General features: G+C 55.4%; 11 protein-coding genes. All 11 read left to right on the plus strand.

What is annotated here, in order from left to right:
• From ACRTGH_RS07385 to rfbH, 11 genes are read left to right on the plus strand one after another with little or no spacing between them, the layout of a single operon-like run.
• Entirely contained in the window at positions 1-474 is a 474-nt protein-coding gene (locus ACRTGH_RS07385; RefSeq protein WP_368846522.1) for a KdsC family phosphatase, read from the plus strand.
• Entirely contained in the window at positions 471-2261 is a 1791-nt protein-coding gene (locus ACRTGH_RS07390) for a thiamine pyrophosphate-binding protein (protein ID WP_368846521.1), read from the plus strand. The genes ACRTGH_RS07385 and ACRTGH_RS07390 overlap by 4 nt, the downstream gene beginning before the upstream one ends.
• The gene (locus ACRTGH_RS07395) at positions 2261-3388 is read left to right on the plus strand and encodes an FkbM family methyltransferase (protein WP_368846709.1); all 1128 of its coding nucleotides are present in this window, start codon (positions 2261-2263) and stop codon (positions 3386-3388) included. The genes ACRTGH_RS07390 and ACRTGH_RS07395 overlap by 1 nt, the downstream gene beginning before the upstream one ends.
• A gap of 4 nt (positions 3389-3392) precedes the next feature.
• Complete coding sequence (locus tag ACRTGH_RS07400; protein WP_368846520.1) at positions 3393-4457, plus strand: radical SAM/SPASM domain-containing protein; 1065 nt, start codon at positions 3393-3395, stop codon at positions 4455-4457.
• A gap of 24 nt (positions 4458-4481) precedes the next feature.
• Entirely contained in the window at positions 4482-5288 is an 807-nt protein-coding gene (rfbF, locus tag ACRTGH_RS07405) for a glucose-1-phosphate cytidylyltransferase (protein WP_368846519.1), read from the plus strand.
• Complete coding sequence (locus ACRTGH_RS07410) at positions 5285-6304, plus strand: radical SAM/SPASM domain-containing protein (protein WP_368846518.1); 1020 nt, start codon at positions 5285-5287, stop codon at positions 6302-6304. Before rfbF ends, ACRTGH_RS07410 begins: the two co-directional genes overlap by 4 nt.
• Positions 6305-6315: 11 nt before the next feature.
• A complete protein-coding gene (locus ACRTGH_RS07415) occupies positions 6316-7251 on the plus strand; it encodes an FkbM family methyltransferase (protein WP_368846517.1) in 936 nt (311 codons plus the stop codon).
• Complete coding sequence (locus ACRTGH_RS07420) at positions 7248-8384, plus strand: FkbM family methyltransferase (RefSeq protein WP_368846516.1); 1137 nt, start codon at positions 7248-7250, stop codon at positions 8382-8384. Before ACRTGH_RS07415 ends, ACRTGH_RS07420 begins: the two co-directional genes overlap by 4 nt.
• A 22-nt stretch (positions 8385-8406) precedes the next feature.
• Positions 8407-9879 carry a glycosyltransferase gene (locus tag ACRTGH_RS07425; RefSeq protein WP_368846515.1) on the plus strand — a complete coding sequence of 491 codons (1473 nt, stop codon included), beginning with the start codon at positions 8407-8409 and terminating at the stop codon, positions 9877-9879.
• Positions 9880-11025, plus strand: coding sequence for a methyltransferase domain-containing protein (locus tag ACRTGH_RS07430; protein ID WP_368846514.1), 1146 nt, complete (start codon positions 9880-9882; stop codon positions 11023-11025).
• 21 nt (positions 11026-11046) lie between these two features.
• Positions 11047-12372 (plus strand): lipopolysaccharide biosynthesis protein RfbH, encoded by a 1326-nt coding sequence (gene rfbH, locus ACRTGH_RS07435; RefSeq protein WP_368846513.1) that lies wholly within the window; start codon positions 11047-11049, stop codon positions 12370-12372.
• Positions 12373-12406 lie beyond the last annotated feature (34 nt).

The following is a 12406-nucleotide window of genomic DNA, read 5'->3' on the forward strand; positions in this document are numbered from 1 at the left end:
GTGGGAAAGATACGTTATGTTTTTGCCGATATCGACGGTGTTTTGACGGATGGTACGGTGCGCTTCGACGAAAAAGGGCGCGAGAGCAAGGCAATTTCTTATCGCGATCTGGACGCCATCGGTATTGGGCGAAAGGGCGGGCTGGAATTTGCTTTTGTGACGGGCGAGGATACGCCCATCGCCCACTTTATCGCAAAACGCTTCGGCGTCAAGGAGGCTGTTTTCGGCGCAAAGGATAAGGGTGTGTCCGTGCGCGCTTTGCTCGAAAAATTGCGGCTTTCTCCTGAGGAAATCTGCTATATCGGCGATTCGGCGCGCGACATCCCGGCAATCGAACTGGCGGGGATTGGTGCGACGGTGCAGGACGGGGTTCTTGCTGCCCGCCGCGTTGCTGATATTGTAACGGAATGCCGCGGCGGCGCCGGGGCTCTTTTGGAATTGGTGGAGCTGCTTTTGGAAAGGAACCGAGAATGAAATTATCGGATTATGTCATGCAGTTTCTCGTGGAGCATGGTGCTCCTGTCGTATTCATGCTGCCGGGCGGCGGTTGTATGCACCTCGTCGACTCGCTTGGGCATACGCAGGGGCTTCGGTATGTTCCATGCCTGCATGAGCAGGCGGCTGCCATAGCGGCGGAGAGTTATGCCCAGAATACGGGCGGGATTGGAGCTGCGCTTGTGACCACAGGCCCCGGCGGTACGAATGCCGTTACGGGACTTGCTGCTGCATGGATTGATTCGACGCCGGTTCTTTTCTTTTCGGGGCAGGTCAAGCGCAGTGACCGTCTCGGCACGAGCGGCGTGCGTCAGCTTGGCTCGCAGGAAGTCGATATTGTGCCTGTGGTGCAGAGCCTGACGAAGTATGCCGTGACCGTTATGGAGCCGCTTGATATTCGTTATGAGCTTGAAAAAGCGTATCATCTGGCGATGACGGGGCGGCGCGGTCCCGTTTGGCTCGACATCCCGCTTGACGTGCAGGCGGCTGAGATCGATGAGCGCCTTCTGCGCGGCTATACACCGCCGCAGGAGGCATCGGGTTCGTTGACGGAGGAGGAGCTCCTTGAGGTGCAGCGCCTTTTGGAAGCGGCAAAGCGTCCCGTCCTGCTCGTGGGCAATGGTGCGCGTGCCGGCGGGGAAGAATCGCTGCGACGCTTCATGGAAAAGACAGGCATCCCCGTGCTCCTGACATGGAAGAGCATCGACCTCCTGGCGCATGATGATGCGCAGTATTATGGCTGCCCGGGCGGCATGGGGCATCGGGCGGCGAATTTCATCCTGCAGAATGCCGACTGCCTGTTTATTTTGGGCAGCCGGCTTGACAGCAGCCTTACGGCATGGAATCATAAGAATTTTGCGCCGCGGGCAAAGAAGATCATGCTCGATATCGACGTGCATGAAATCGATAAAATGCAGATGGATATCACTTTGAAACTTATTGCTGACATCAAGGAGGCACTGCCCCAACTCGCTGCCCGGTCCTATGCGATGGAGGCGGCACTGGCCGATTGGCTCGGTTATTGCCGCCGCATGAAGGAGAAGTATCCTGCGGTCAGTGCGGAGATGTACGCAGAAAAGGACTTTGTGAACGCCCACTGCTTTATCGAAGCGCTTTCCGAGGCTCTTACCAAGGACGATGTACTTGTGCCGGAAAGCTCGGGCTCTGCGGGTGAGATCACATACCAGGCGCTGCGCGTCAAGAAAGGACAGCGTGTGCGAAATGCGGCAGGGCTTGGTTCCATGGGCTTCGGCGTGCCCTATGCCATTGGTGCGTGTCTTGCAGCCGATGGACGCCGCACCGTGCTGGTTGACGGCGACGGCGCTTTCCAGCTCAATATCCAGGAGCTGGCAACTATTGCGCTGCATCGTCTGCCCATCAAGATTTTCCTTTGGATGAACGGCGGTTATGCGAGCATCATGGGCACGCAGCGCAATTACTTTGACGGGGCCTATGTGGCAGCAAACCGTGAGAGCGGCCTCGCGATTCCTGATGTGGGCGCCGTGGCTGCTGCCTATGGTTTCCAAGTCTTTCGTATGGAACATGCGGCGGAGATGAAGCCGTGCATTGCGGAGGCTCTTGCCGCCGAGGGGCCTGTGCTCGTGCTCGTCAGGACGTCCCCCATGGAGACGGCAAGCCCGCGTGCCAAGTCGGAAAAACTGCCGAACGGCTCGATGGTCTCGAAGCCGTTGGAAGACATGTGGCCCTATCTTCCGCCGGAGGAAGTCGCGGCGAATATGATGGCAGGAAAAGAGGTAGAGATTTGATGGAGGCCAAAGAGCGGATCCGCGCTGTTTTGGAGCGCGAGAGAGATAACAAGACGCCGGAGGCGGCGAATTTCCTCGCGCGCCTCAAAGAACGGCCGAAACTCTGCCTTTGGGGGCTCGGCAGTCACGGACACAATTGGCATGGCTATCTGCAGTCGCTCGGCATTGCCGTCGACTATGTTTTTGATCGTTCGAAAGACGCTCTGCATCATTGGCTCGGCAGCGGCAGGAAGATTTCTTCCTTTGAGGAAATGAAAAAGCATCGGGAAGAAATGACGGTGCTCGTGACAATGCGTTCTCCGGCAGATGCTTTGGCAAACCTCAGGGAGAATGGTTTTGCCGCCTGTGCGGCGACTGTCAATTTTTTTTCTTTCGATACAAGCCTGCGTTATGCAGGGAAACCCGAGAAGTTGAAGGAGATGGAAAAGGCCGTCGGCCGGGTGCTCGATCTCTGCGCGGACGAAGCGTCGCGGGAAATTGTCTGCCAAACGGTTGCGAAGTGGTTTGATGAGGCGCACGAAGAAATCGACTGCATTCCGAACCAATACTTTGTGAAGGGAATCATGCCTTTAAGCGAGGCGGAACATTTTGTTGACGTCGGAGCTTTTGACGGCGATACGATCGAGGCGTTCCTTGCCGCGACGGGCGGCAAGTATGCGCATATCCATGCTTTTGAGATGGAAGTGGGGAATCGGCAGAAATTATTGCAGAGGATCGGGACGGATCCTCGCTGCGATGAGAGCCGCATTACGGTCTATCCGTATGGACTCTCGGATAAGCAGGAACGTGTTCGCTATACAGCAAACGGCTTCAGCTCCGTCATCTGTGAAAACGGCACGGAGACGGCAGAGCTGCGCCGCTTAGATGATGTTTTGGGCGAGGCTCGCGTGACCCTGCTGAAAATGGATATTGAGGGAGCGGAGCCGTATGCGCTTGCCGGCGCAGCCCGGGTGATTCGGCGTGAGCGCCCCAAACTTGCAATCTGCACGTATCATCGTGCGGAACATTTATGGCAGATTCCCAAACAAATTGGGGAGCTGCTTCCCGACTGCCTTTTTTACTTTCGGCATCATAGCTTGGACGAGATGGAAACCGTCTGCTATGCGATTCCTAAGGAGAGAATATAATTTCATGGAAAGATCAGCTTACCAGAAGAAGACGGAGCACGACAAGCGTGAGAAGCTGCGGCGTGAAAAGCCCAAGGTCGTCGCAAAGTTCGAAAAGTATGAGGAACTCCATGCGCGTGGGCAGTACACGCCGATTATTGAGTTCACCTATGACTATCGATGCAATATGCATTGTCCGCATTGCAGCAATCTTTGCTTCGCACCGAAAAAGCGCAGCCTGACTCCGGAAATCCTTAAAAAAGTAGCGGATGAGGCGGATGCGTTAGGCTTGGCACAAATGGGAATCTCGGGTGGCGAGCCGCTGATGTTTCCGGATCTTGAGGATGTCATCAAGGCGATCGACCCCCAAAGATTTCATCTTTTTATCAGCACGAATGGCTCTCTGCTTACCTTGGAAAAAGCAAAATGGATCAAGGCCATCGGCATTGACAAGGTGAAGATCAGTCTTGACGGCATCGATGAGGAAAAGCAGTATTTCCACGACAAGGGACAGACGACTTCGGCTTTGCGTGCGCTGAAAAATGCGAAAGAAGCAGGTCTGCAGCCTGTCGCCCAGACAGTTATCTCGCATCAAAACTGTCACTCGGAAGAGGTGGAAAAGATGGCCGCTTATTGCCAGGAAAATGACATTCAAGTCGACATCATGCTGGCAAAGGCCATCGGCAGATGGGAAGGCCATGAGGAAGTGCTCGTCGATGGCAATGATTTGAATCATATTCGCAAGCTGCATGAAAAATACCCCGTGATGCATCTCGATACGTTTCCGACCTACGAAGAGAAGCAGGGATCGTGCGGTGCGGTAAAGAAGATCCTTGAGGTAACGAAGTACGGCGACGTCATGCCGTGTGTGTTCATGCACATCGCTCTTGGCAATGTCTTTGATGACTCGCTGGCGGAAATCATGCGGCGCGGCCTGTCCATCCGCAAGTTCCGTGAGAGCAGCCCGATATGCCTTTCGGGCGTTGATCGCAAATTTATCAAGAACTATATGTCGAAATTCTATGGGAAACCGCTGCCCGTCGATTATCGGGAAATCTTTACGGAAGAGGATTTTGTAAATTCGGACTGAATGGTTTGATGAAGGAGAAGGCGCATGAAAGTCGTTTTGTTGGCCGGCGGCCTCGGTACGCGCATTGCAGAGGAATCCGAGTCGCGGCCCAAGCCCATGGTCGAGATTGGCGGCATGCCGGTGCTCTGGCACATCATGAAGGAATACAGCCACTACGGCTTTCATGAATTCATCATTTGCGCGGGCTATAAGCAGCACATGGTCAAGGAATGGTTTGCGGACTATTTTCTCTATACGTCCGATATCACGTTCGACTTCACGCGGGAAAACCGCATGGTTATCCATAACCAGCATACGGAGCCGTGGAAGGTCACCGTTGTCGATACGGGTTATTCCACGATGACGGGCGGGCGCATCAAGCGCGTTGAGAAGTATGTCGGCGGAGAAACCTTTATGATGACATACGGTGACGGCGTCTGCGATGTCGATCTGCAGGATCTCCTGCGCTTCCATCGGGCGAACGGCAAGATTGCGACTTTGACGGCTGTCATGCAGAAGCAGCAAAAGGGGATCCTGGACATCGCTGAGGACAATACGGTGACGGCGTTCCGAGAGAAGTCCATGGATGACAGCGCACCCATCAATGCAGGCTATATGGTCTTTGAGCCGGAGATCTTCTCCTATATCCGAGGGGATGCCGATGTTCTCGAGGGCGATCCGCTGGAAAGGCTCGCAGCCGAAGGTCAGCTGATGAGCTATGTGCATGAGGGGTTTTGGCAGTGCATGGATACCCTGCGCGAAAAGAAAATGCTCGAACGGCTCTGGCAAAGCGGCAAGGCTCCTTGGCATGTCTGGGCAAGGGATGAAGAAAAAAGCGAGGAGAAGAAATGATTCGCTATACGGAACTCAAGAGTACGAAGCGCCATGATCTCAGAGAAGTCATTCCGCTGGAAAAGCCATATACCCTGCTGATCGAGCCGTCGAGCCGCTGCAACTTCCGCTGCCGCATGTGTTTCCAAAGTGCGGCGCAGGAGGAGTTCAAGGACAAGCGGCATAATATGGACATGGCGCTTTTTCGCCGCATCATTGATCAGGCGGAGGCATGGCAGGGCGAAAGGTTTAAGGTACTGAAGCTTACGATTTATGGGGAGCCTTTTATGAATCCCCATTTTGGCGAAATGCTGCAGATTGCGCGTGAGGCTGATATCGCTGAACGCATCGAGGCGACGTCGAATGCCTCGCTTCTTACGGAGGAGCTTGGCCGCAGCCTGATCAAAGGGCAGATGGATTATCTGCGCGTGTCGATCTATTCGGCTTTACCCCAAAAGCATCTGGAAATTACGAGCTCCGGAGTGCCGATGCAGCGTGTGCATGATAATCTCGCCATGCTGCAGCGACTGAAAAAGGAAATGGGAAGCACGAAACCTTTTATCGCCTGTAAGATGCTGGATACGTATGACGAGGCGGAAAATCAGGTCTTTCGTGATGTTTACGGCGATGTTGCGGATGAGCTCTATATTGATGAGCCGCACAGCTGGGTCGAAGTCAAGGGCGAGGACTTTATCGGCAGGCTTTATGGCGGGGATGTTGCCAAGGTCAAACGCCATATGGCGGATCGCCGCGTCTGTCCCATGCCGTTCACAACGCTTGCCGTGCGCTCGGACGGCTCCGTGTCGCCCTGCTGCAACGATTGGTACGGCGGTACGAATATCGGCAATGCAGCGAAGCAGTCCATCGAAGAAATCTGGTATGGAAGGGCGCTCTATGACTTCCATGTCATGCAGCTTGAGAAGCGCAATCATGAAAATGTGAGCTGCCGCGGCTGCTCCGTCTACAAGAGCAGCTATTACACGCGCGATGATATCGAGGATGTTCCTGTATCGCAGCTCAGGCTGCCGCGCTTTTAGAAAGGATAGATATGAATACACTGGTATATGGGCTTCATACGGATTATGAGGCGAACAAGGCGTGGATTGAAGAGCATTTCCATGTGACGGGATACTTCGACCAGGATGAGAGCCGCCTGCCCGCGAAAGGCGGCATCAAAAAGGCCGAGTTGAAAAAAGCGCTTGCTGCTGCCGACATCGTGCTCGTGACCGCCGATCCTGTGAGCATTGTGGGCGATCTCATGGAAGAATACGACTGCCCGCGTGAGAAGATTCGCGTGCTCTTCTACGAATTGGAACAGATGCCGAAATCCCTGCGCACTTTCCATGGCGAGCGCTGCGAGGATGCGGCGCTCCTTTTGCTCTGCTGCGAGTTGGGATTGTCCTTTTCCGAGATCCGTTACCTGGAGATCGGTACGAACGATCCTGTGCGCTACAACCAGACGTACAACCTCTATCGTCTCGGTGCGCGCGGTCTGCTCGTCGATGCGCTGCCCTCTGTGGAAACGCTCGCGCAGATGGCGCGTCCGGAGGATCGCTTCCTGCATGCGGCTGTTTCGGACAGGAACCGCGGCAGGATGAGCTTCTTCGCGAGCAAGAGTTCGACGGTTAGCTCGCTTTCCGAGGAGCATCACAAGGAATGGGACGGGCTTTCCCATAATGAAGTCCATGAAATCACGGTCGATGTGCTCGGTGTGAACGAGGTGCTGGAACACTGCGGTGCAGTTCCGGATGTCCTTCTGGTCGATGCGGAGGGGGAGGACGAGCGCATCGTGCGCGGCATCGATTTCGGGAAGTACCGGCCGCGCATCCTCATGGTTGAGGTCAATCACTTGGAGGGTGAGGTCGATCTCGGACAATTCCTGCGTGAAAAAGGATACGAGGAATATGCGACCGTCGCCAACAATACGATTTTTGTGACGCGTGATGCATGGGAATCGCGCCCGGGGAAGGAAGCGGTGCGATGAGCAGGGAATGTGAGGAAATCCAGGCACTGATACGCAGCCGTCTTGCGGATGTCGTGGCGGAGCGTTTGGCATGGCGTGAAAAAGTGTATGATATTTTGCGCGAAGAGAAGGAAAATGTCTATATCTGGGGCATGGGCCAGGTGGGGCAAAAAGCTTTGCATGATTTGCTTGTCTGCGGTGTGAAACCGCATGCGTTTATCGATAACAATGATGCTTGTTGGGGAAAGGAATATTTTGGCCTTGAATGTTTGTCGCCAAAAGAACTCAGGCCCGAAGATGATCCGATCATAGTTCTCGGGCTGGGAACGCATGCGCACGAGGTGTCCGCTCAGTTGACGGAGATGGGGATCCATCGGGTGCTTGATTTCGTTGACTTCATGCTTAATCTGATTTTTGATGATCTATTGGAAGTTCCGCCTGAAAATATTGCGGAACGTGTGGGTCTCTGCTTTGAACTTTTGGCGGATGAGGAATCAAGAGAGGTTCTGTACAAGAGGCTCAAAGGCTTTTTGGAGTTCGAACCCGGCTTCGGCAAGGCGCAGTATTATCATGAAATTTGCCGGGGCGATCAGTATTTTCTGTCGGAGCTCGTTCACTTTACGGCAGACGATGTGCTCGTGGACTGCGGCGCTTATACCGGGGATACGATGGAAGATTTTCTTGGACGCGGGCAGCCGTTTCAAAAGTATATTGCCTACGAATTGAGCGGCAGAAATTACGACATATTGTGCGGGAATATGGCGAAGTGCTCTAAGGCAGAAAAGCTTGTTGCCTACAATTACGGTGTGGGCGAAAAGGCCGAAAAGATTTTTTACGATGAAAACATATCGGCCACAGCCGTGGCAGCAGAAGGCACGCCGGGGGAAATCGTGCGCATGTCGGATCATCTGGCGGGCGAGCGCGTGACCTTTATCAAAATGGATATCGAGGGCGCGGAGCGTGCGGCCCTGCGGGGCGGTGAAGAGCTTATCCGCCGTGAGCAGCCGAAGCTGGCGATCTGCGTCTACCACCGCATATCGGATCTCTGGGAGCTGCCGCTCATGATGCACGAGATGGAGCCCGGGCATAAGCTTTATCTGCGTCACCATACGCCGGTATACTGTGAAACCGTTTGCTACAGTCTGCCCTGCTGAAGTTTGAAGGAGAGGAAAGAAGATGGTCCAGGAGATGGAACGGGACGAAAAGAAAATTGCGATTATCGTTGCGCGTCAGGGGGAAGCCTTGTCGCCGGAATTTTTGATGTCGCTGCGTCTCCTGGAACAGCCGGAGGGATTCTCGCTCGAACTTGTTGAAGTCGAGGGCAAGGCGGGCATGGCGGCGGCCTACAGCCAGGCCATGGAGGAGAGTGCGGCGAAGTATAAGGTTTATATGGATGAACGCGTGCGCATCCTGGAGCCGGGTATCTTGCTGCAAATCGTCGCGCTGTTCGAGGCGCAGCCGGACATCGGCATTCTGGGTATTTCGGGGACGAAGCGGCTGCCGCCCGACGGCATCGCATTTCACTCCACACGCCGCATCGGCTCCCTGCGCCTGGCCGAGCGCACGGTGCGCTGGGGCATGGTTCTTGGTGCGGCGGAAGATGTGATGGCGCTCGATGGATTTTTCCTCGCAACGCAGGCGGATCTTCCGTGGCGGGAGGATCTTTTCCATGGGGCGGCATTTTTTGATGCAGCGCAGTGCCTTGAATTCCGCCGACAGGGACTCCGCGCCGCCGTCTTGGGGCAGCAGGAGCCTCTGCTGGAATTTCTCGGCGACAGCTTTCCCGCCGATGAGGCGGGGCGACAGGCATTTCTTGCCGAGTATGCGGAGGAGGCGCTGCCCCTTGTGAGCATCCTCATGCCGACGCATGAAAGGCCGGAGTTTTTCCGGCAGGCGCTGGAAAGCGCACTGGCACAGACATACCGTCATATCGAAATCATTGTCAGCGACAACAGCGAGGATGAAAGAACGGCGGAGCTGATGAAGGAATATTCGGCGGAACCGCGAATCCGCTATACGCGCAACCGAGGCTTTTCAAGTGCGAAGAATTGGCTCTTTCCACTTGAAGAGGCCAGAGGGGAATACTTCGCCTATCTTTTTGACGATGACCTCTATGCGTCGGAAAAAATCGAACGCATGGCGGATGTGCTCAGTATGGAGGACGGCATCGCCTTCGTGACATCGCATCGCCGGGCAATCGACGAAGAGGGAAATATCGTTTCGGATCCTGCGGTCGATCCCTTGCCCGTAGAGGAAACCTCGCGCATACCGGGTGAACTCGCGTGCTATGCCCTGCTCGAGAAGCAGGCGAATTTTATCGGCGAATTCACGACGGTGCTTCTGCCGAGTTCTGCGAAGGAAACGCTTCGCGAGGTTCTGCTTCAGGAGATACCGACGGTTCTGCCCGACGTCGAGTGCTGGCTGCGTCTCCTGGAGGACGGGGATCTCCTCTATATCGTTGAAACGCTGAGCTTCTTCCGCAAACATAAGGAACAGATCGGTGAGGATCCCGCTGTTCATGCTGCGGGCGCCCAGGCATGGGCGCGCCTTGTGCGTGCGGGGGCGGAAAAGGAACAGGGCATGAGGCGCAAGAAGCTCTTTGAACAAGCAGAGCTGATCGAAGCTGTCCTGCGAGCCAAGGGCTATTGAATGGAGGAAACTGAAATGAAATGCCGCTGCTGTGGCGAGGAAATGCCGAAGGAACCGCTGCTCGCCTATCGCGATATGCCGAAATCGGCGCAGTTCTTCCCCGATGCGGGGAATGTTGCCGAGGAAAAGGGCGTTGACCTCCTGCTCTGCCAATGCCCGTTCTGCGGCCTGCTGCAGCTTGCGGGCGAGCCGGTGCCCTACTATCGTGAGGTGATTCGGGCAACGCGCGTTTCGCCCGAGATGCATGGTTTTCGTGTAAAACAGTTTCGCGATTTTTTGCACCGCTATGATTTGCTCGGCAAACGGATCGTTGAAATCGGCTGCGGCGGCGGCGAATTCCTGCAGATGATGCAGGAAGCGAGGGCGACGGTGTACGGTATTGAATATTCGGCGGCTCTTGCCGCGCAGGCGAGGAGCGAGGGGCATACGGTTCATCAGCTGTATCTCGAGGCAGGTGCGGAGAGGATTCCCGAAGCGCCGTACGACGCTTTTTACTGCCTGAGCTTTCTGGAGCACAGCCCCGAACCCGGCGCTTTCCTGCGCCGCATTGCAGGAAATCTCACATCAGGCGCTCACGGGCTTGTTGAAGTGCCCGATGTGGATATGGTGCTGCGCGAAAATCTCTATTCGGAGTTCATACAGGATCATCTGAGCTATTTCACGAAGGATACGTTTTGCCGTCTCCTGGAGCAGAACGGTTTCGAAGTTCTTTCCTGCGGCACGATCTGGCATGGCTATGTCCTCTCGGCAGAGGTGAGGAAGCGCCGCATCGTCGATGTTTCGGGTTTTCTTGCGCAGCAGGAAAAGGTAAAAAAGAGTGTGGCGGCCTTTTTGACAGAAATGGAAGAAAAGGGTCGGAAAACAGCCGTTTGGGGGGCGGGGCATCAGGCTTTGGCTGATTTGGCGATGCTGGATATGAAGGAGCGCATCGTTTGCGTGCTCGACTCGGCAGACTTTAAGCAGAACAAATTCACTCCGGCGACGCATATTCCTATTGCTGCGCCTGCAGAATTGAAAAAGGGTGAAATCGGCGCGGTTCTTGTCATTGCGGGAAGCTATTCTAATGAAATCTGCCGCATCCTCGAGACGGAACATCCGGAAATCGTGCGCGCCGTCCTGCAGGAAGACGGTGTGGAACGGGCGTAGACAGGAGAGGGAGAATGCACGATGAATCAAAAAGAACTTCATGACAAAATTCTCGCGCTTGTGCGGGATTATGCAGACGCATATCATAAACCCGCGCCTTGGAAGCCGGGCGACCGCATACCCTATGCGGGACGTGTCTACGATAACGAGGAAATCGAGGCTCTCGTGGACAGCGCCTTGGAGTTCTGGCTGACGGCGGGGCGCTATGCGGAAGAATTTGAAAAAGGTCTGGCCGCTTTCCTCGGTGTGCGTCATGCCCTTGCGGTCAATTCCGGCTCGGCGGCGAACCTTCTCGCCTTCATGGCCTTGACCTCGCCTCTTCTCGGCGAGCGCGCCGTGCGCCCGGGCGATGAAGTCATCACGGTTGCAGCGGGTTTTCCGACGACGGTCGCGCCCATCATCCAGTACGGCGCCGTACCCGTCTTTGTCGACGTGAAGATTCCGCAGTACAATATCGATACGGCGCAGCTCGAAGAAGCGCTTTCGGCAAAAACGCGCGCCGTCATGATTGCTCATACGCTTGGTAATCCATTTGATATCCGGGCGGTCAAGACGTTCTGCGAAAAGCATGGCCTCTGGCTTGTCGAGGATAACTGCGATGCCTTGGGATCACGCTACGAACTTCGTGGCGAGGAGCGCTATACGGGCACGTTCGGTGATATCGGCACATCGAGCTTCTATCCGCCGCATCATATGACGATGGGCGAGGGCGGCGCCGTCTACACGCAAGATCCGTTGCTTTTCCGCATCCTGCGTTCCCTGCGCGACTGGGGACGCGACTGCATCTGCCCGCCCGGGCAGGACGGTTTCTGCGGCCATCGCTTTGACGGGCAGTACGGCGAGTTGCCGAAGGGATACGACCATAAGTATGTTTATTCGCACTTCGGCTACAATCTGAAGGTTACGGATATGCAGGCTGCTGTCGGCTGTGCCCAGCTCAGGAAGCTGCCGGGGTTTATCGAAAAGCGCCGCAGAAACTTTGCTCGACTGAAAGAGGCTTTGGGAAATACGGCAGACAGGCTGATCCTGCCTGAGCCGTGTCCAAACGCAACGCCGAGCTGGTTCGGCTTCCTGCTGACCTGCTGCGAAGGCCTCGAACGCGAATCTGTCGTACGCGCCCTCGAAGCACATGGCATCCAGACGAGGATGCTCTTTGCAGGAAACCTCGTCAAGCACCCATGCTTCGACAGGATGCGCGAGGAAGGACGCGGCTACCGCATCGTTGGGCAGCTTGCGGAAACCGACCGCATCATGAAGGATACCTTCTGGCTTGGCGTTTATCCGGGCATGACGGAGGCGCAGCTTGATTTTATGGCGGATGTCCTGCAAAATGTTGTGAGAGGATGAGACGGACAGGCGCCAAAGTGTATTTCGAGAGGAG

The organism is Selenomonas oralis, assembly GCF_051603425.1.
Taxonomy (GTDB): Bacteria; Bacillota; Negativicutes; order Selenomonadales; family Selenomonadaceae; genus Selenomonas; species Selenomonas sputigena_A.

Bases quoted from the DNA above. Each gene is read 5' to 3' on its own strand.
- ACRTGH_RS07415 (WP_368846517.1), top strand. From the start codon at position 6,316: ATGAATACACTGGTATATGGGCTTCATACGGATTATGAGGCGAACAAG.
- ACRTGH_RS07425 (WP_368846515.1), top strand. From the start codon at position 8,407: ATGGTCCAGGAGATGGAACGGGACGAAAAGAAAATTGCGATTATCGTT.
- ACRTGH_RS07390 (WP_368846521.1), top strand. From the start codon at position 471: ATGAAATTATCGGATTATGTCATGCAGTTTCTCGTGGAGCATGGTGCT.
- rfbH (WP_368846513.1), top strand. From the start codon at position 11,047: ATGAATCAAAAAGAACTTCATGACAAAATTCTCGCGCTTGTGCGGGAT.
- ACRTGH_RS07420 (WP_368846516.1), top strand. From the start codon at position 7,248: ATGAGCAGGGAATGTGAGGAAATCCAGGCACTGATACGCAGCCGTCTT.
- ACRTGH_RS07410 (WP_368846518.1), top strand. From the start codon at position 5,285: ATGATTCGCTATACGGAACTCAAGAGTACGAAGCGCCATGATCTCAGA.
- ACRTGH_RS07400 (WP_368846520.1), top strand. From the start codon at position 3,393: ATGGAAAGATCAGCTTACCAGAAGAAGACGGAGCACGACAAGCGTGAG.
- rfbF (WP_368846519.1), top strand. From the start codon at position 4,482: ATGAAAGTCGTTTTGTTGGCCGGCGGCCTCGGTACGCGCATTGCAGAG.
- ACRTGH_RS07395 (WP_368846709.1), top strand. From the start codon at position 2,261: ATGGAGGCCAAAGAGCGGATCCGCGCTGTTTTGGAGCGCGAGAGAGAT.
- ACRTGH_RS07430 (WP_368846514.1), top strand. From the start codon at position 9,880: ATGGAGGAAACTGAAATGAAATGCCGCTGCTGTGGCGAGGAAATGCCG.